This is a genomic window from Roseomonas gilardii, assembly GCF_001941945.1.
Classification (GTDB): Bacteria; Pseudomonadota; Alphaproteobacteria; order Acetobacterales; family Acetobacteraceae; genus Roseomonas.
In genome coordinates, this window is the sequence record NZ_CP015584.1 from 120,096 (window position 1) to 138,824 (window position 18,729).

An 18,729-nucleotide genomic window follows, 5' to 3' on the forward strand; every position below is an offset into this window, starting at 1 on the left:
TCATTTTCCTCCCAGGAAGCCGATCGAGATCCAGGGCACGGCGGCGACGAGGATGGTGCCCAGCAGCAGCGCGCCCATGTAGGGCCAGATCTTCCGCATGCCCGCATCCGGGCTGACCTTGCCGATGGCGCAGGCGGCGTAGTAGCCGACGCCGAAGGGCGGCGCGAAAAGGCCGAGGCCCATCGCCAGGATCACCACCATCGAATAATGCACCTCGTGGATGCCCATGCTCCGCGCGATGGGGAACAGCAGCGGGCCGAACAGCACGATGGCGGGAATGCCCTCCAGCACGCTGCCCAGGATCATGAAGGCCAGGATCGACACCGCCATGAAGCCGATGGCGCCACCGGGGAGCGATCCCATCATCTGCGCCAGATCGCGCGAGAAGCCGGACTGGGTCAGCGCCCAGGCCATGCAGCTCGCGGTCCCGATGATCAGCAGGATCGAGCCCGACAGCGCCGCCGTATCCACCAGCATCGGGTAGAGGCGCCGCCAGTCGAAGCGGCGATAGAGCAGCAGCCCGGCGAGCACGCCATAAGCGATGCCGATGGTGGAGACTTCGGTCGCCGTGGCGACGCCCTCCACCACCGCGGCGCGGATCAGGAAGGGCAGCGCCAGGGCCGGCAGGGCCACCAGCAGCGCGCGCCCGACCATGCGGGCGCTGGCCTTGCGCACGCCGCTCATATCCTCGTGGCGCGAACGCTTCCACGCGATCAGCCCCAGGACCAGCGCCAGCACGAAGGCCGGCAGCAGGCCGCCGGTGAACAGCGCCGCGATGGAAACGCCGGTCACGGAGCCGATGGTGATCAGCACGATCGAGGGCGGGATGGTCTCGCTCATCGCCCCGGAGGCCGAGAGCAGGGAGATCATCTCGCCCTCGTCGCAGCCGCGCCGCTTCATTTCGGGGAACAGCACGGGTGCCACCGCCGCCATGTCCGCCGCCTTGGCGCCGGAGATCCCGGAGACGAGATACATCGCGGCGAGCAGCACGTAGTTCAGCCCACCCCGGACATGGCCGAGCAGCGAGGCGAGGAAGTTCACCATGGCCGCCGCCATGCCCGTCATCTCGATCAGCGCGCCGAGGAAGACGAAGAGCGGCACGGCGAGCAGGATCAGGGTGCTCATCCCCTCATCCATCCGCCCGACCAGCACCAGCAGCGGCACGCTGGTGGTGCTGGCGAGATAGGCCAGCGTCGCCAGACCGAAGGAGAAGGCGATCGGCACGCCGGACAGCACGCCGGCCATCAGCAGGACGACGAAGAACACCACGAGATTGCCGTGGCCCATGGCCTTCAGGACCGGCGCGGCGAGCCAGAGCGCCGCCGCCAGCACGGCCAGGACGGCGCAGACCAGCAGCAGGTCCCGCAGCCGGTGCTGCGCCAGGCGCAGCAGCGAGGTGACGAGCATCAGCGCCACGCCCACCGGCAGGGCGGCGGCGCGCACCATGTTCGACCATCCCAAAGCGGGGGTCTCGATGAACCACTCCTCCTCCGCATACTCCATGGCATGCGGCAGGAGCAGCAGCAGGAAGAGCGCGCCGGCGCCGATCGCCAGCGTCTGCATCGCCGCCTGGGTGGAGGGCGAGCGCTTCGAGATCAGTGCCGTCAGCCGCATGTGCTGCCCGCGCTGCAACGCGATCACCGCCCCCAGCATGGCCAGCCAGAGGAACAGAATGGAGGCCAGTTCGTCCGACCAGATGATGGGCTGGTGGAAGACGAAGCGGGCCACCACCCCGGCCAGGAGGATGGCGATCTCCGCCAGCACGATCAGCGCAGCGGGCACGGCCACCAGATGACACAACAGGCGGTCCGCGCGCGGCAACAGGCCGGCCGCCATCCCGGTCAGTGGCGGTGCAGCGGCGCCAACCGGGGGTGCATCCGCGATGGAACTCATGCCAGCCCCCCCACCGCATCCTCCAGGGTCTTCCAGGCGGCGTCGCCGAACTTGCCCTTCCACTCGGCATAGAAGCCGGCCTTGCGCAGCGCGTCGCGGAAGGCCGCCGGATCGGTGTCGTTGAACTGCAGCCCGGCGGTGGAGAGCTTCTCGCGCAGCTCGGCATTCAGCTTCGCCACATCCTCGCGCTGCTCCTTCGCGGCGCGCGCGAATTCGCGCGACGCGATCTCCTGCACGTCCTTCGGCAGGCGGGAGAAGGCGCGCTGGTTGGCGAGGAGCCAGAAGCCGTCCCACATGTGGTTGGTGAGGGAGCAGTACTTCTGCACTTCGTAGAGCTTGGCGGCCTCCACGATGGCGAGCGGGTTCTCCTGCCCTTCCACGATCTTTGTCTGCAAGGCCGAATAGACCTCGTTGAAGTTGATCGAGGCCGGCGCGGAATCGAAGGCGCGGAACATCGAGGTCCAGAGCGGGCTGACCGGCACGCGGATCTTCATGCCACGCAGGTCCTCGGGCGTGCGGATCGGCCGGGTGCTGGTGGTGATCTGCCGGTAGCCGTTGTCGAAGATATGCTCGAAGGCCATGATGTTGCGCTTCGCGATCTCGGCCCGGATCAGCTTGCCCAGATCGCCATCCATGGCGGCGAAGACCTGCTGGCTGTCCTTGAAGGCGAAGCCCACGCCGTTGATGGCGGCGAGCGGCACCAGCGTGGACAGGATCAGCCCGGACAGCGTGAAGAATTCCAGCGCGCCGGAGCGCACCTGGCTCAGCATGTCCGTGTCGTTGCCGAGCTGGCTGTTGGGGAAGAGCTGGATCTCCAGCCGCCCCCCGGTCGCGGCCTTGATGCGCTCCGCGGCCTCGGCGTTGCGCGTGTTCAGCGGATGCGTCGCCGGCAGGTTCGTTGCCAGCTTGTAGCTGAACTCCGCCGCCCAGGACGGGCGTGTCCGCAGGGCCACAAGCGGCAGGGCCGAGGCGCCGGCGAGCAGGGATCGGCGTTGGATGGATGTCATTGGAACGGTTTCCCCAAAACAGCGTGGTCACGACGGGGTCTTTCTGCCCCATGGTCCGGCAACTTCGTGTCCATGCCCCGCGAGGTTCCGGAAGAAAGTTTCCTTTGTTCCGGGATGTGGACCTCTAAAGGAACGGCATGAATTTGCTTTGACGGACTTGTCTATAAGACATAGTTTTTCAGCCGGGAAGCGATGATTTTCCAAGACAAGACAAGGTCCATATGTTGGAATATTTTGCGTTGCACCATGTCTGAGCGTGCTCAACTGGCCGGCACGCAGAGCCTGGAGCGGGCCATCGCGCTGCTTCGCCTCGTGGCCGGGCATGCCGGCCGGGGCGCGCGGCTGATCGACCTCACCCAGCATTCCCGCCTCAGCAAGCCCACGGTGCATCGCCTGTTGCGCGGGCTGGAGCGGCAGGGGCTGGTGGAACAGGACCGGCTCAGCGAGCGCTACCATCTCGGGCCCGAGGCCTTCGTCATCGGCTCCCTGGCGGCGGACCGCTACGGCGTCCACCGCGCCGCCCTGCCCTCCCTCTTCCGGCTGGCGCAGGGGAGCGAGGACACCGCCTTCCTGTCCGTGCGGCGCGGCTGGCACGTGGTCTGCCTGCACCGGGAGGAAGGCCCCTTCCCCATCCGGTCGCATGTGCTGCAGGCGGGCGACCGGCATCCGCTCGGCGTGGGCGCCGGCAGCCTGGCGATCCTGGCCACCCTTCCGGATGACGAGATCGAGGAGATGATTGCCGCCTGTGCCGCGGAATTCGCCGAGGAGCGCTACCGCAGCTTCACGCCGGACATCCTGCGCGCCTCCGTGACCCGGACCCGCGCCGAGGGCTTCGCCTTCAACCCGGGCCATCTCACCGCCGGAAGCTGGGGCGTCGGCGTGGCGATCCTGGACCGGCAGGGGCGCTGCGAAGGCGCGCTTTCCATCGCCGCCATCGACGGCCGCCTGGGCGATGCCAGGCGCCCCCAGATCGCGGCCCTTCTCGCCGCCGAGGCCAAGCGGGTCAGCGAGCTGCTCGCCCGCCCCAGTGGTGCCACGAACATCGCCGCCACGCTGCGTCGCCCGGCGGCCCATACCATGAGGAAACAGAACCATGACTGAAGCCTGCATCGTCGGCTGGGCGCATTCCCCCTTCGGCAAGCTGGAGGAACCGGATGCCGAGAGCCTGATCGCGCGCGTGGCGGGCGCGGCCATCGCGGATGCGGGCATCGCCCCGTCCGAGGTGGACGCGGTCTTCGTCGGGCAATTCAACAACGGCTTCAGCCGGCAGGATTTCCCGGCCTCGCTGCCGATGCAGAGCGTGCCCGAGTTGCGCTTCAAGCCGGCGACGCGCTGCGAGAACGCCTGTGCTTCCGGTTCCGCGGCGATCTACGCCGCCCGCGACTTCATCGCCGCCGGGCGCGGCCGCCTGGCCCTGGTGATCGGGGTGGAGAAGATGACTGCCACGCCGGGGCCCCAGGTGGGCGACAATCTTCTCGGTGCCTCCTATCGCCGGGAGGAAGGCGACATCCCGGGCGGCTTTGCCGGCGTCTTCGGCCGCATCGCCGAGAACTACTTCCAGCGCTTCGGCGACCAGACGGATGCGCTGGCCGCGATCGCCGCCAAGAACCACCGCAACGGCGTGGACAATCCTTACGCGCAGATGCGACGCGACCTGGGCTTCGAGTTCTGCCGCACGGCCTCGGAGAAGAACCCCTATGTCGCCGGGCCGCTGAAGCGCACCGATTGCTCGCTGGTCAGCGACGGCGCGGCGGCGCTGGTGCTGGCCGACGAGGAGACCGCCTGTGCCATGGAACACGCCGTCCGCTTCCGCGCGGCCGTACAGGTGAACGACTACCTGCCCCTCTCGCGCCGCGATCCGACGCGTTTCGAGGCCGGCGCCCAGGCCTGGCAGCGCGCCTTCGCCGATGCGGGGCTGGGGCTGGACGACCTCTCCTTCGTCGAGACGCATGACTGCTTCACCATCGCGGAGCTGATCGAGTACGAGGCCATGGGGCTGGCGCCGCATGGCCAGGGCGCGCGCGTGGCGCTGGACGGCATCACCGCCCCGGACGGCAGGCTGCCGGTGAACCGCTCCGGCGGGCTGAAGTCCAAGGGGCATCCGGTGGGCGCCACCGGCGTCTCGATGCATGTGATGGCGGCGATGCAACTGACGGGGCGGGCGGGCGACATGCAGCTTCCCCGCGCCGACCGGGGCGCTGTCTTCAACATGGGCGGCGCGGCCGTCGCCAACTACGTCTCCATCCTGGAGCGCCTGTCTTGAGCGGCATCGCCCCCGTCGGCGGCGTCGTGCCGGCCACGAAGCGGGTGATGAACCTGTCGCACTTCCTGCGGCAGGCCGCCCGGCGCCATGCGGAGGAAACCGGCTTCGTCTGGGGCGAGCGGCGATGGAGCTGGGCCGAGATGGACCGGCGCGTGGACGCCATGGCCCAGGCGCTGTCGGCCCGCGGTATCCGCAAGGGCGACCGTGTGCTCGTGCAGTCGCGCAACTGCAACCAGCTCTTCGAAAGCATGTTCGCCTGCTTCCGGCTCGGTGCCGTCTGGGTGCCGACCAATTTCCGCCAGACGCCGGCCGAGGTCGCTTATCTGGCGGAGTCCAGCGGTGCCTCGGCCCTGCTCTGCGGCGCGGAGTTCCGCGACCATGCCGCGGCCGTGCGCGAGGCGGCGCCGGATCTCCGGCTCGTCGTGTCCATCGGCGGGGACGGTCTGGGCGAGGACTATGACAGCCTGGTGGAAAGGCATCTCGGCACGCCCTTCCCGGCTGCCGATGTCGAGCATGACGATCCCTGCTGGTTCTTCTACACCTCCGGCACCACGGGGCGGCCGAAGGCGGCCGTGCTCACCCATGGCCAGATGGGCTTCGTCGCCACGAACCATCTCTGCGACCTGATGCCCGGCCTCGGCTCCGACGACGCCTCCCTGGTGGTCGCGCCCCTGTCGCATGGCGCGGGCATCCATCAGATCGCCCAGGTTGCCCGGGCAGTTAAGACCGTGCTGCCGGCCGGCGACCGCCTCGACCCGGATGAGGTCTGGGGGCTGGTGGAACGCTGGCATGTCAGCAACATGTTCACCGTTCCGACCATCGTGAAGCTGTTGACGGAGCATCCCGCCGTGGATGCGCACGACCATTCCTCGCTGCGCTACGTCATCTATGCGGGCGCGCCCATGTATCGGGAGGACCAGAAGCACGCCCTGCGCAAGCTCGGCAAAGTGCTGGTCCAGTATTTCGGGCTGGGCGAGGTCACGGGCAACATCACCGTCCTGCCGCCTGCTTTGCATGAGGCGGAAGATGGCCCCGGGGTCCGGCTCGGCACCTGCGGCTACGAGCGCACCGCCATGCAGGTCTCCATCCAGGACGAGGCAGGGCACGAACTGCCGCCGGGCGAGACGGGCGAGGTCTGTGTCTGCGGCCTCGCGGTCTTTGCGGGCTACTACAACAACCCGGAGGCCAATGCGAAGGCCTTCCGCGACGGCTGGTTCCGCACCGGCGATCTCGGCCATCAGGACAGCGAGGGCTTCGTCTATATCACCGGCCGCGCGTCGGACATGTACATCTCGGGCGGTTCCAACGTCTATCCGCGCGAGGTGGAGGAGAAGCTCCTGACTCACCCCGCCCTGGCGGAGGTCGCCGTGCTGGGCATGCCGGACCGTGTCTGGGGCGAGGTCGGCGTCGCCGTGGCGGTGACGAACCCCGGCATGTCGCTGGACGAGGCGGAACTGCTCGCCTGGATGGAAGGCAAGATCGCCCGCTACAAGCTGCCGAAGCGGGTCTTCTTCTGGGACGAGTTGCCGAAATCCGCCTATGGCAAGATCACCAAGAAGCTCGTGCGGGAAGAACTGCAGGCCCGGGGCTGCGTGGCGCAGCCCGCGCAGCCGGTCTCGGCCTAAGGCAAGGCTGACTCAGGAAGGGACCCGATCATGGGATATTCCGTCACGGCTCATGTGCCCAGGCCAAGGCTCCTGCACCACCGGGGCAGTTTCAACCCGGTGCGCATCCAGAGCCTGCACGGCCGTGCCGCGCGCCATATCCGGCTGGCCTTGCAGCCGGGGCTGAGCCTCTTCGAGGCGCTGGTCCGCCCGCTGGCGGAGGCCGGCATCACCAGCGCCTCCACGACCATCCTGGGGGGCTATTTCGAGAGGCTGCAGTATTGCGTCGCCCCGCCCGACCCCTCCGGGCAGGCGTTGATCGCCTACAGCGCGCCTATCGAAGCGGGGCCGGCCTACATGGTCTTCGGCAATGCCACGCTGGGCCGGAGCCTGCAGGACAGGCCGCTCGTGCACTGCCATGCCGCGATCCGCACCGCATCGGGCGCGGTCAAGGGCGGGCATGTTGTCACGGAAGCCTGCATCGTCGGCCGCGTCCCGATCCCGGTCCTGGTGACCTCGCTCGACGAGTTCGAGCTGCGGCAGGCCCATGATCCGGAAACCAACATCCCGCTTCTGCAACCGCACAGGATTCCCCGGAATGTCTGATGCCATCACCGTCGAGAACGGCCAGATGGGCCGCGTCGCCTATGCGCGGATCGCGCCGAACGAGGACCTTGTCCTCGGCGTCGAGAAGCTGTGCCTGGCGGAAGGCTTCCGCAACGCCTTCGTGCGCGGGGCGCTGGGCAGCCTCAACGATGCCTGCCTCGGCACGCTCGACGGGCGCTACATCCATGTCCGGGGGCCGGCCGTGGAGGTGGTCAGCATCGCGGGGGAAGTGAGGTCCGGCCAGGACGGCGCCACGCGCGCCGCCCTGACGGGCGTGGTGGCCGATACCGAGGGGAATGTCTTCGGCGGTCCCTTCGTGCCCGGATCGAATCCTGTCTGCATGACCTTCGAGGTGACGCTGGAGGAATGGCTGCCGGCGCCGTGACCGTCATTCCACCGGCCGCGTGGTGCTTTCCCAATAGGCTGGGCTGGAGGCGACGAGGGCCTTGAGGTCGGTCGGGGGCGTGGCGCCCTGCACCGCCGGGCGCCCCAGCACGGCCGCCGTCGCGAAGGCGACCATGCGCTCGCCGACCAGGCGCATGTTCTCCGGGGCCTGGGTGTTCAGCGGATGCGGGCCGCGGAAGACGAAGATCTCCTTCGGCTCCCGCGCGCGCCGATAGGCATCGAGCGAGCCTTCCAGCCCCTCCACATAGTCCCAGATCCCTTTCGCGATCAGCAGGCCGGGCCATTGGGCGATGCCGGCGAAGACCTCGGAGTCCGGATAATAGGTGGTGTTGCGCTCCACCCTGAGAGCGGCCTCGATCATGTCGTGCCCCGCCAGGCGATAGCCGAGCCCGCCGGAATTGGGGCCGTAGAGGATGGCGCCACGGATATTGCTCCAGCCCAGCGGTGGCTTGCAGGGCTGGTCCGGCTGGTCGCGGTCGCAATCGGCCACGAAGTTGCGGTGCATGGCCCAGGCCGTGGCATAGGAGCCGCGCGAATAGCCGCCGAGCACCACCGGGATCTCCCGCGCCTTCATCCCGGCCATGAGCCTGCCGCCGGCGGCGGGGCCGGACAGGATCTCGCCCTGCGGCGTCAGGATGCGCAGGCCCTCGCCGCTTTCCATCTGTTCCAGCTCGCGCATCATGTCGCGGCCCTGTTCGGCGGTGTTGAAGCCGTTGACGCCGCCCGAGATGCCGTTGCCGCGCCGGTCCGTGATCAGCACGTCGAAGCCCGCCTCGTTCAGGGCCCAGACGAAGCCGCGCCAGTGGCGCATGCCCGGCTGCTCGCCCTCCCCCTTCGCCGAGGCATCGACGACATAGCGGCCCTCCGCATCCCGGGCCACGCCCGTCGCACGGGGATCGTCGGTGGCGGTCAGCTCGCTGCCGCCGCCATTGTTCATGATGACCAGGGCCCGGCGGCGCGTGCCGCTGCCGTCCTCGATCCCCTGCCCCTCCAGATACCAGCCGCGCAGCCGGATGGGATCGCGCAGCCCAAGATGCAGCCGTTCGTAGCTGTCGCGCGGCACGGTGAACTCGACCGTGTGCGTGTGTGGCTCGGCACCGGCGATCGGCTCGGCGAAAGGCTCGCGTGCGAAGAAGACCGGGCGGCGGATGGCGCGCAGGTCCACCTCGCCATCCTGGTCGATGCGGCCCACGGGATCGACGCTGCCGGTGCGGCGCGGCTCGAAGCTGGTGAAGCCCTCGGCGCCCTTGCGGGCCGGGCCGGCACAGGCCGGATTCTCGCGGCACTGTGCCCAGCGCTGCCGGATGCGCGCATCGGTGAATTCCCGCGCGTAGAAATCGTTCGGGCCGTAGCCGAGCGGCACGAGCTGGTTCGTGGGCATGAAGGGCAGGCACTGGTCGCGCCCGCCCGAGGCGATCCGGTAGCCGGGCAGATCGGCATTGCGGTCGAAGTTCACATGCGTGCTGCAATCGGGCGGCGTGGTGCCCTGGTTCACCGCCAGGGGGATGGTGGGTGGCGTCTGCGCCAAAGCCGGCTGCACGATGCCGAGTGCCAGCGCGAGGCCAGCCATGCCGAGGTTCGGTCGCACCACGTCCTCCATCATGGCCGCTTTCTGATGCGCGGCCCGAGTGTGCAGGCTAGCGGCTGGAGGCGTGGCTGTGGAAGGCCCGGTCGCGAAGGATGCGGCCGGCGCGGCATCTGCGTGGGCCGGGGCCTTGCGGCCCATGCCGGCCGCGCGCAGTCTGCGCATCCGAAACCGCGACGGGAGAGAAATGCCGCCATGAATGGTGCCCACAGTCTTGTCCATACGCTGCTCCAGTCGGGCGTGGACACCTGCTTCGCCAATCCGGGCACCAGCGAGATGCATTTCGTTGCGGCGCTCGACCAGATCCCCGGCATGCGCTGCGTCCTGGGTTTGCAGGAGAATGTCGTCACCGGCATGGCAGACGGCTATTGGCGCATGGCGCGGAAGCCCGCCTGCACGCTGTTGCATTGCGGCCCCGGTCTCGCGAACGGACTCGGCAACCTGCACAACGCCCGGCGCGCCCGCAGCGGGATCGTCAATGTCGTGGGCGACCAGGCGACCTATCACCGCCCCTATGACGCGCAGCTTACCGCCGACACGGAAGGCTGGGCCCGGCCCGTTTCCGCCTGGGTCCGCACCAGCACGGCCGCCGCCGATGTCGGGCGGGACGCCGCGGTGGCGGTGCAGGCCGCCCGCACCGCGCCGGGGCAGATCGCCACGCTGATCCTGCCCTCCGACGCATCCTGGAACGAGGGCGGCGTGGTGGCGGAGCCCCTGCCCGTGCCGCCGGCCCCGGCGCCCGATCCGGCGGCCGTCCGGACCGCCGCGCGCATCCTGCGGGAGAAGCGGAACGTGCTGATCCTTCTCGGTGGGGCCGCGCTGGGCGAGAAGGGGCAGGAACTGGCCTGGCGCATCGCCCAGGCCAGCGGCGCGAAGCTGCTGGGCGAGATGTCCAATGCCCGCGTGTCCCGCGGCCGTGGCCGCCCGCAACTGGAACGCGTGCCCTATGTCGCCGATGTCGCCATCCAGGCCCTGGCGGAATTCGAGCATCTGATTCTGGTGAACGCCAAGGCGCCGGTCGGCTTCTTCGCCTATCCCGGCAAGCCCTCCACGCATTACCCCCCGGATGCCCAGATCCATGTGCTCAGCCGCTACGAGCAGGATGCGGAGGCGGCGCTGGCGGCGCTCGCGGACGAACTGGGTGCCCCCCGCGCCGATATCCCCGATCCCGGCCCGCGTCCGGAGCCCGTGCGCGGCGCGCCGACGCCGGAAGGACTGGCGCGCACCGTGGCGGCCCTGATGCCCGAGGGTGCGATCATTTCCGACGAGAGCGTGTCCTATGGACGGGGTTTCTATCCCCAGACCCATGCCGCGCCGCCGCATGACTGGCTGCAACTGACCGGCGGGGCGATCGGGGACGGCATGCCCGTCGCCACCGGTGCCGCCATCGGCGCGGGCGGGCAGCGGCGCGTCATCAGCCTGCAGGCGGATGGCTCGGCCATGTACACCTTGCAGTCGCTCTGGACCCAGGCGCGGGAAAGGCTGCCGGTCACGACCATCATCATCGCCAACCGGAAGTACCAGATCCTGCTGGGCGAATATCTGGGCGTGGGCGCCAATCCGGGTCCGACCGCGATGAACATGCTCGACCTGGGCAACCCGGACCTGGACTGGATCAAGCTGGCCGAGGGGATGGGCGTCGAGGCCGCCCGGACGGAGAGCCTCGACGGGCTGGCGGACCTCCTGGCGGGGAGCCTCGGCCGCAACGGTCCCTTCCTGATCGAGTTGCTCGTGTGATGCGAATGGCGGCCTGGGCCCCTGGGCAGGTTCCCGGGGGCTGGCCGGGCAGTGCTGGTGGCCTTTGCCGCTTTGCCTTCATGGGCTGCGGCGGACCGTCACGCGGGTCGTTCTCTTACTTTAGAGTTTTAGGATTTTAGGGTTTTAGCCCTTTATTCCTTCGGATGGATGCGAGGCCTGGCCCCGCCGTCCATCCGAAGGGGATGAGATCCAACGGTGCCGATGGAGGCACAGCGGATCGTGCGGCGATGGCGTTGATTATATTCCTATAGCGCGGCGGCGGTGCGGAAGCAAGCCGCGTCTGCTGCGGCCTGCGCCAAGCCCTTAGCGCAACCCCATGGCGCGGTCGCGGGCGCTGTTCACATGGTCGCCCATGGCATCTGCGGCCCGCTGCGGATCGCGCGAGCGGATGGCGGCGATGACCGCGAGGTGCTCCTCCATGGTCGGCAGCAGGACGGTCTCGTTCAGCCGGGTCTGTTCCTGCTTGATCAGCCGGATCTTGATGGAGTTCACGCGATAGATGTCGGCGATGATGGAGTTGTTCAGGGCGTTGATGATGCTGGTGTGAAGGCTCCAGTCGATGTCCTGCGCGTGCTGCACATGCGCGGCGGTGATCCCGCCGATTCCGGCCGCCGCCCGGCACTCGTCGATGATGGCCTGGTGCTCGCGCTCCAGCGCCGCGATGGTCTCGTCGCTGGCGGTGCGGGTGAAGCTCGCCACGGCTTCCCGCTCCAGGAAGAGGCGGAGCTGGAAGGCCTCCCGGATCAGCCCCAGATCGACATGAGGGATCTGCATGCCGCGATTGGGCACGGTGCGGACCAGCCCCTCCGCTTCCAGGCGGGGGATCATCTCACGGATCGCCGCCAGCGGAAGCTGCGTCATCTCCACCAGTTCCCGCTGGGAGATGAACTGGCCCGCGCGCAGGTCGCGCGCGAGCAGATGCCGGGTGAAGCTGTCATAGGCCCGGGACCGCAGGTTGGGCGAGTCCCGGTCCATCAGGGCCTGTTCGACGATGGCGACCATCCCCCGGCTCTATCCCCCGAAGATCGCCTGTAGCCGCGCGCCGAGCGCCCCGGCCTCATCGGATGACAGGGGCAGCAGCGGGGCCCGCGTGTTGGCCCAGGCCGGGTCGCCGGTGCGCGCCGCGACCAGGGCCTTCACGGCGGGGGTTACGGGATACTTCAGGAGCTCGTCCACGGCCTTGTCCATGGCGGGGTCCGCCTCGCCCGTGCCGATGATCTTCAGCAGCCGGTCGGGGTGGATGTTGGCCATGCCGGAGATCGCCCCCTGGGCGCCGATCCGCACGGCCTGCGCCAGGCGCCGCTCGTCGCCGATGAGGATGACGAGGTCGCGATGCGCGGCCAGGAGCTCCTGCGCATAGGACCAGTCGCCGGAGGAATCCTTCACGCCCAGGATCGCCCGGGGATAGGCTTCCCGCAGGCGGGTGATCAGGGAGACCGGAAGCGGGACCGCCGTGACCGACGGGATGTTGTAGAGGATGACATCCCGTGCCGCATCGCCCAGCCCGTCCAGGAAGGCGCTGAACCACCGGAAGAGTCCCTCCTCGCTCGGGTTCTTGAAGTAGAAGGGCGGCGCCAGGAGGATGGCGCGGCAGCCCTGGTCATAGGCCATGCGGGCCTGTTCCAGGGCGTCCTCCATGGCCGAGGCGGCGACGCCCGCCACGACGGAACGGCCGAAATCGAACCCCGCCTCCTTCAGCGCCGCGAGGATCGCGCGCCGGGCGGACAGGCCGATCGAGGCGCCCTCCCCCGTCGTGCCGAAGACCGTGACGCTGCCGCAGCCCTGTTCCAGGCACCAGCCGGCCTGCGCGACCAGCCGCGCGAGGTCCACGGCGCCATCGGCCTCGAAAGGGGTCGTGAGGGCGCAGGAGAGACCGAAAGGCTGCGTGTCCCGGGGCATGTGTTCCACTCCCTTCGCCCCTGACAGGGCGGTGTTATGAAGCCGACATGTTACTCCCCTCGAACCATGTTGCAAGCTTCTCGCGGGGCGGCTATGGGAATCGCTCATGGATGACCGCCGCCTCCGTCATGGAAGGCGGCGAGCCCCGGAGAGGGCTGGGCGGCGATGGCTGTCCCGAAGATCCGGCCAGGCGGGTGATGCCGCCGAGGGAAGTGGAGGAACGTATGGCAGAGCTACGCAGGCCGACGCGTCGGCAGCTTCTCGGCACCGGGGCGGCGCTGGGTGGGATGGGCCTGTTGGGCGCCCGGCCCTCCTGGGCGCAGACCGGGATCAACTGGCGCAAGCACGCCGGAACGACCATCGAGGTCTCGCTCATCAAGAGCCCGCGCGGCGATATCCTGCAGCGCTACCAGAAGGAATTCGAGGACCTCACCGGCATCAAGGTGAATGCCGAGCAGACGCCGGAGCAGCAGCAGCGGCAGAAGGCCACCATCGAGCTGGCCTCCGGCAAGCCGAGCTTCGACGTGGTGCATCTCAGCTACCACGTGCAGAAGCGGCAGTTCGAGAAGGGCGGCTGGCTGGCCGACCTCACGCCCTACGTCAACGACCGCGCGCTGACGCCGCCGGACCTGCTGTCGGATTTTTCCGAGGCCGGGCTCACCTTCGCGCGCGACGGCAAGGCCATCGGCGGCCTGCCCTGGTCCGTGGACTACTGGATCCTCTACTGGAACAAGGAGCTCTTCGCGCAGAAGAAGATCGCCTTCCCGACCACCTTCGACGAGATGGTCGCCGCCGCCGAGGCGCTGACCGACCCGCGCAGCCGGACCTATGGCTTCGTGGCGCGCGGGCTGCGCAACGCCAACACGCCCGTCTGGACCACCTTCATGCTCGGCTATGACATGCCGTCGGTGGATGCGAAGGGCGAGTTGCGCACGGATACGCCGGAGGCGATCGAGGCGGCGAAGCTCTACCAGAAGCTGCTGAGCAAGTCGGGGCCGCCGGGCATCTCGGGCTTCAACTGGGCGGAATGCCAGTCCGCCTTCCTGCAGGGCCGCATCGGCATGTGGCTGGACGGCATCGGCTTCGCCCCGCCGCTGGAGGACCCGGAGAAGTCCCGCGTCGTGGGCAAGGTCGGCTACGGGCTGATGCCCAAGGGGCCGAAGGCGCATGCCGCCGGCACCTTCGGCGACGGGATCGGGGTCGCCGCGGCCTCCTCGAAGAAGGAGGCGGCCTATCTCTACTGCCAGTGGGCGGTGTCGCGGGAGATGGGCGCGCGCCTGTTGCAGACCGGCTCCGGCGTGCCCTTCCGCAACTCCGTGCTGACCGATCCCGAGGTCCGCAAGGGGGTGAAGATGCCGGGCGAATGGGTGGATGCCGTGGCGCAGTCGGCGGCGGTCAGCCGTCTTGCCCTGCCGGTCATCATCCCGGTCACCGAGTTCCGCGACGTCTATGGCGTGGCGCTCACCAACATGATCTCCGGCGCCGACCCGGCCACGGAGCTCAAGCGTGTGACCCAGGAGTTCCGGCCTGTGCTGGAGCGGAGCGAGCGGGCATGAGCGTGGCCGCCTCGGCCAGCTCGCCGGCGGAGCCGCAGGCGGCGCCGGGCGAGGCGGCCCTTTCCGGCGGCGGCAGCGACCGGCGCCGCCGGGCCTACTGGGCTTTCGTGCTGCCGGCCCTCTTCACCGTCTGCGCGGTCATCCTCTTCCCCTGGGTCTTCACCCTGTGGATGAGCCTGAACGAGTGGCGGGTGGGCGAGAGCCACCATTTCGTCGGGATGGCGAACTACCTCCGCCTCGCCGGTGACGGGCGGTTCCTGGAATCGCTGTGGCACACACTGGTCTATACGGTGCTGTCCGTGGTGGCGCCGCTGGTGCTGGGCACGGCGGCGGCGCTGTTCTTCCACAAGGAGATGCCGCTGCGCGGGCTGTTCCGGGGCATCTTCGTCATGCCGATGATGGCGACGCCGGTGGCCATCGCCCTGGTCTGGACGATGATGTTCCATCCGCAGCTCGGCGTGCTGAACTACCTGCTCTCCCTGGTCGGCATCGAGCCCCAGGAATGGGTCTTCCATCCGAGCACGGTGATCCCGTCCCTGGTGCTGGTCGAGACCTGGCAGTGGACGCCGCTGGTGATGCTGATCGTGCTGGGCGGCCTCGCCTCGCTGCCGCAGGAGCCCTATGAGAGCGCGCAGATCGACGGCGCCAATGCCTGGCAGCGCTTCCGCTACCTGACCCTGCCGATGCTCAGCCCCTTCCTGATGGTGGCGGTGATCATCCGGACCATCGATGCCTTCAAGAGCTTCGACATCATCTACGCCATCACCCAGGGCGGCCCGGGCACGGCCTCGGAGACGATCAACCTGTATCTCTACAGCGTGGCCTTCGCCTACTACCAGGTGGGCTACGGTTCCGCCATCGCGGTGGTGTTCTTCGTCTTCATCGTGCTGCTGTCCCTGTTGCTGCTGCATCTGCGCCGCCGCGCGGACCGTGCCGTGCGGGGGGCCGCCTGATGGCCCGCACGCTGATGCGCAAGCTCGGGATGATCCTTTGCGGGCTCCTGGTGGTTTCGCCGGCCCTGCTCTTCTTCGTCTGGATGCTGTCCCTCTCGCTGAAGTTCGAGATCGACAACGGCGCCTATCCGCCGATCCTGATCCCCGACCGGATCGCCTGGAAGAACTATGTCGGCGTCTTCGAGAGCAACAACTTCCTGCTCTATTTCTGGAACAGCATCGTCGTCACCGGCACCGCCACCCTTCTCGCGCTGCTGGTCGGCGTGCCGGCGGGCTACGGCATCGCGCGGCTGGGGGCGCACCGCTCGGCGGTGGTGATCATGATCGCCCGCATGACGCCGGGCCTCTCCTTCCTGATCCCGATGTTCCTGCTCTTCCAGTGGCTGGGCCTGCTGGGCTCCCTGGTGCCGCAGATCGTCATCCATCTCGTGGTCACGGTGCCGATCGTGATCTGGATCATGATCGGCTATTTCGAGACCACGCCGCTGGAGCTGGAAGAGGCCGCCATGATCGACGGCGCCAACCAGTGGGAGATCTTCCGGCAGGTGGCGCTGCCCATCGCCCGGCCCGGGATCGTGGTGGCCTTCATCCTCGCGGTCATCTTCTCCTGGAACAACTTCGTCTTCGGCATCGTCCTGGCCGGGCGGGAGACGCGGACCCTGCCGGTTGCCGTGTACAACATGCTGTCCTTCGAGCAGGTGAGCTGGGGGCCGCTGGCGGCCGCGGCGCTGGTGGTCACGCTGCCGGTGCTGATCCTGACCATCATCGCGCAGCGCCAGATCGTCGCCGGCCTCACGGCGGGGGCGGTGAAGGGTGGCTGAGCCGCGGCCCAGGCTGCCCTCGCGTCCGCTGGGGCGTTCCGGGCTGACGGTTTCCGCGATCGGCTTCGGCGCCGTTCCCCTGGGCGATCTCTATGCCCGGCTGGATGAACGGGTGGCGATCGAGGCCGCCGTCACGGCTATCGAGCAGGGCGTCACCCTGCTCGATACCTCGCCGCTCTATGGCCATGGCCTGTCGGAGCACCGCTGTGGCACGGCGCTGCGGATCGCGGGGCGCGAAGGCGTGGTGCTGTCCACCAAGGTCGGCCGGTGGATGGACCCGCGCCAGGGCCGTGGCGATGGCTCGGGCTATCGCGGTGGCCTGCCGCACCGGGCGGTGGTGGATTATTCGTATGACGGCACGCTGCGCAGCGTCGAGCAGTCGCTGCTCCGCCTGGGCACGGACCGGATCGACCTGCTGCTGATCCATGACGTGGACCGCTGGACCCATGGCGATGCCGTCGAGCGGCGTTTCCGCGAGGCGATGGAAGGGGCCTATCCCGCCCTGGACCGGATGCGCGGCGAAGGGGTGGTGAAGGCGATCGGCATCGGCGTCAACGAGAGCGCGATGTGCGCCCGCTTCGCCCGCGCGGGCGATTTCGACGCCATGCTGCTCGCCGGGCGCTACACGCTGCTGGAACAGGGGGCGCTCGACGACTTCCTGCCCCTCGCGCTGGAGAAGGGCATCGGCATCCTGCTGGGCGGCGTCTTCAACTCCGGTATCCTGGCGACCGGGGCCGTTCCCGGGGCGAAGTACAACTACCGGGACGCACCGCCGGAGATCCTCGACACGGTGCGACGCATCGAGGTGATCTGCGCCGCGCATGACGTCCGCCTCGCCGACGCGGCGCTGCATTTCGGCCTCGCGCATCCGGCCATCTCCTCCGTGGTCCTGGGGGCGGGCAGTGCCGAGGAGGTCCGGCGCAACCTCGCCGCCCTGGCACGGCCGGTTCCCGCCGCCTTCTGGGCCGGGATGCGGGATGCCGGGCTGCTGCGCCCCGATGCGCCCGTGCCGGCATGACGTCGCCGCTGCCGCCCCGGATCGACGCGCACCAGCATTTCTGGGCCCTGTCCCGGGGCGATTATGGTTGGCTGACGCCGGAGATGGAGGCGATCCACCGGGATTTCGGGCCAGGCGACCTGGCGCCCCTGCTCCGTGAGGCCGGGATCGGCGGTAGTATCGCCGTGCAGGCCGCGCCCACGGAGGCCGAGACCCGCTACCTGCTCGGCATCGCGGCGGCGGAGCCCGGTGTCCTCGGCGTGGTCGGCTGGAGCGATCTGGAAGCCGCCGATGCTCCGGCCGCTCTCCGGCGGCTGGCGGCGGACCCGCTGCTGGTCGGGCTGCGGCCGATGCTGCACGACCTGCCCGACGACGAATGGCTGTTGCGCCCGGCGCTGCTGCCGGCGGTGGAGGCGATGCAGGCGCTGGGGCTGGTCTTCGATGCCCTGGTGAAGCCCCGCCACCTGCCTCATCTGCTCCACTTCGCGGGGGCCCATCCCGGCCTCGCGATCGTCATCGACCATCTGGCCAAGCCCGCCATCGCGGAAGGGCCGGGTTCCCGGTCCTGGCGCGGCTGGACGGAGGGCATGGCGGCGCTGGCGCGGCTGCCGCATGTGCATTGCAAGCTCTCGGGGATGGTGACCGAAGCGGCGCCCGGCTGGACCGTGGAGGAGCTGTGCCCTTATGCGGAGCGGGTGCTGGAGCTCTTCGGGCCGGAGCGCCTGATCTGGGGCAGCGACTGGCCCGTGCTGCGCATGGCTGGGAGCTATCCGGGCTGGTGGGAGGCCACCGCTTCGCTCCTTGCCCCCGTGTCGCCGGAGGCACGGGCCGGCATCCTCGGCGGCAATGCGGCGCGGGTCTATCTCGGCAAGCGGGGGCGCCGATGCGGGCGCCAACAGGGGCACATGCCATGCTGAAGACCATCCATCCCCTCCTGACGCCGGACCTGCTCTGGGTCCTGGCCTCGATGGGCCATGGCGACGATCTGGTGCTGGTGGATGCCAACCATCCCGCCGCCGCCATTGCGCGCTCCACCGCCTCGGGCCGCCTCGTCAGCCTTCCGGGCCTGCGCATGGCCGAGGTCGCGGCGGCGATCCTGACCCTGCTGCCGATCGACGATTTCGAGCCCGGCCCGGTCCGGCGCATGGAGGTGGTGGGCGCGCCCGACGAGGTCCCGCCCATCCAGCGCGAGGTCCAGGCGGAGCTGGAGCGGGCGGTGCCGGGACTGGCCATGCAGGGGCTGGAGCGCTTCGCCTTCTATGAGGCCGCCCGCAGGGGCTTCGCCGTGGCCCAGGTCGGCGATGCCCGCCCCTATGGCTGCTTCCTGTTGCGCAAGGGCGTCATCGCCGGACACTGAACACGGAAAAAGGGGAGAGAGGGGA

Annotated in this window: 17 protein-coding genes; 12 read left to right on the top strand and 5 right to left on the bottom strand. The window is 69.1% G+C overall.

The genetic code is table 11. The features are described 5' to 3' along the window. Together RGI145_RS20125 and RGI145_RS20130 are read right to left on the bottom strand one after the other, a co-directional pair. The gene (locus RGI145_RS20125) at window positions 1-1,893 is read right to left on the bottom strand and encodes a TRAP transporter large permease (protein WP_075800328.1); all 1,893 of its coding nucleotides are present in this window, start codon (window positions 1,891-1,893) and stop codon (window positions 1-3) included. Further along, window positions 1,890-2,900 carry a TRAP transporter substrate-binding protein gene (locus tag RGI145_RS20130; RefSeq protein ID WP_075800329.1) on the bottom strand — a complete coding sequence of 337 codons (1,011 nt, stop codon included), beginning with the start codon at window positions 2,898-2,900 and terminating at the stop codon, window positions 1,890-1,892. Before RGI145_RS20130 ends, RGI145_RS20125 begins: the two co-directional genes overlap by 4 nt. Before the next feature lie 246 nt (window positions 2,901-3,146). Between RGI145_RS20130 and RGI145_RS20135 the strand changes: the two genes are divergently transcribed. The 5 genes from RGI145_RS20135 to RGI145_RS20155 are packed head-to-tail and all read left to right on the top strand — an operon-like array spanning window position 3,147 to window position 7,758. Continuing rightward, window positions 3,147-4,001, top strand: coding sequence for an IclR family transcriptional regulator (locus tag RGI145_RS20135; protein ID WP_075800330.1), 855 nt, complete (start codon window positions 3,147-3,149; stop codon window positions 3,999-4,001). Continuing rightward, window positions 3,994-5,163: an acetyl-CoA acetyltransferase gene (locus RGI145_RS20140; RefSeq protein ID WP_075800331.1), complete on the top strand. Its 1,170-nt coding sequence runs from the start codon at window positions 3,994-3,996 to the stop codon at window positions 5,161-5,163. The genes RGI145_RS20135 and RGI145_RS20140 overlap by 8 nt, the downstream gene beginning before the upstream one ends. Next, window positions 5,160-6,788, top strand: coding sequence for an acyl-CoA synthetase (locus tag RGI145_RS20145; RefSeq protein WP_075800332.1), 1,629 nt, complete (start codon window positions 5,160-5,162; stop codon window positions 6,786-6,788). The genes RGI145_RS20140 and RGI145_RS20145 overlap by 4 nt, the downstream gene beginning before the upstream one ends. 30 nt (window positions 6,789-6,818) lie before the next feature. Next, window positions 6,819-7,373 (top strand): PPC domain-containing DNA-binding protein, encoded by a 555-nt coding sequence (locus tag RGI145_RS20150; protein WP_075800333.1) that lies wholly within the window; start codon window positions 6,819-6,821, stop codon window positions 7,371-7,373. Then, entirely contained in the window at window positions 7,366-7,758 is a 393-nt protein-coding gene (locus RGI145_RS20155; protein WP_075800334.1) for a PPC domain-containing DNA-binding protein, read from the top strand. Before RGI145_RS20150 ends, RGI145_RS20155 begins: the two co-directional genes overlap by 8 nt. A gap of 3 nt (window positions 7,759-7,761) precedes the next feature. On the opposite strand, the gene RGI145_RS20160 is transcribed toward RGI145_RS20155, so the two are convergent. Beyond that, window positions 7,762-9,381 carry an alpha/beta fold hydrolase gene (locus RGI145_RS20160; protein ID WP_075800335.1) on the bottom strand — a complete coding sequence of 540 codons (1,620 nt, stop codon included), beginning with the start codon at window positions 9,379-9,381 and terminating at the stop codon, window positions 7,762-7,764. A 177-nt stretch (window positions 9,382-9,558) separates the two neighbouring features. Here RGI145_RS20160 and RGI145_RS20165 point away from each other — a divergent pair, with 177 nt between their 5' ends. Further along, window positions 9,559-11,100, top strand: a complete 1,542-nt coding sequence (locus tag RGI145_RS20165; protein WP_075800336.1) for an acetolactate synthase large subunit — start codon at window positions 9,559-9,561, stop codon at window positions 11,098-11,100. A gap of 324 nt (window positions 11,101-11,424) precedes the next feature. Here the strand turns inward: RGI145_RS20165 and RGI145_RS20170 are convergent, their stop codons facing one another. After that, window positions 11,425-12,123 carry a GntR family transcriptional regulator gene (locus RGI145_RS20170; RefSeq protein WP_208864031.1) on the bottom strand — a complete coding sequence of 233 codons (699 nt, stop codon included), beginning with the start codon at window positions 12,121-12,123 and terminating at the stop codon, window positions 11,425-11,427. 9 nt (window positions 12,124-12,132) lie between these two features. Then, window positions 12,133-13,020: a dihydrodipicolinate synthase family protein gene (locus tag RGI145_RS20175; RefSeq protein ID WP_075800337.1), complete on the bottom strand. Its 888-nt coding sequence runs from the start codon at window positions 13,018-13,020 to the stop codon at window positions 12,133-12,135. A 224-nt stretch (window positions 13,021-13,244) separates the two neighbouring features. On the opposite strand from RGI145_RS20175, the gene RGI145_RS20180 reads away from it, so the two are divergent. The 6 genes from RGI145_RS20180 to RGI145_RS20205 are packed head-to-tail and all read left to right on the top strand — an operon-like array spanning window position 13,245 to window position 18,704. After that, window positions 13,245-14,576: an ABC transporter substrate-binding protein gene (locus tag RGI145_RS20180; protein WP_075800338.1), complete on the top strand. Its 1,332-nt coding sequence runs from the start codon at window positions 13,245-13,247 to the stop codon at window positions 14,574-14,576. Beyond that, window positions 14,573-15,529 (top strand): carbohydrate ABC transporter permease, encoded by a 957-nt coding sequence (locus tag RGI145_RS20185; RefSeq protein ID WP_075800339.1) that lies wholly within the window; start codon window positions 14,573-14,575, stop codon window positions 15,527-15,529. Before RGI145_RS20180 ends, RGI145_RS20185 begins: the two co-directional genes overlap by 4 nt. Then, a complete protein-coding gene (locus RGI145_RS20190) occupies window positions 15,529-16,350 on the top strand; it encodes a carbohydrate ABC transporter permease (protein WP_027281198.1) in 822 nt (273 codons plus the stop codon). Before RGI145_RS20185 ends, RGI145_RS20190 begins: the two co-directional genes overlap by 1 nt. Then, window positions 16,343-17,368 carry an aldo/keto reductase gene (locus tag RGI145_RS20195; RefSeq protein WP_237183341.1) on the top strand — a complete coding sequence of 342 codons (1,026 nt, stop codon included), beginning with the start codon at window positions 16,343-16,345 and terminating at the stop codon, window positions 17,366-17,368. The genes RGI145_RS20190 and RGI145_RS20195 overlap by 8 nt, the downstream gene beginning before the upstream one ends. Further along, window positions 17,365-18,264 (top strand): amidohydrolase family protein, encoded by a 900-nt coding sequence (locus tag RGI145_RS20200; RefSeq protein WP_075800340.1) that lies wholly within the window; start codon window positions 17,365-17,367, stop codon window positions 18,262-18,264. The genes RGI145_RS20195 and RGI145_RS20200 overlap by 4 nt, the downstream gene beginning before the upstream one ends. After that, window positions 18,258-18,704: an RbsD/FucU family protein gene (locus RGI145_RS20205; protein ID WP_075800341.1), complete on the top strand. Its 447-nt coding sequence runs from the start codon at window positions 18,258-18,260 to the stop codon at window positions 18,702-18,704. The genes RGI145_RS20200 and RGI145_RS20205 overlap by 7 nt, the downstream gene beginning before the upstream one ends. The last annotated feature ends 25 nt before the right edge of the window (window positions 18,705-18,729 follow it).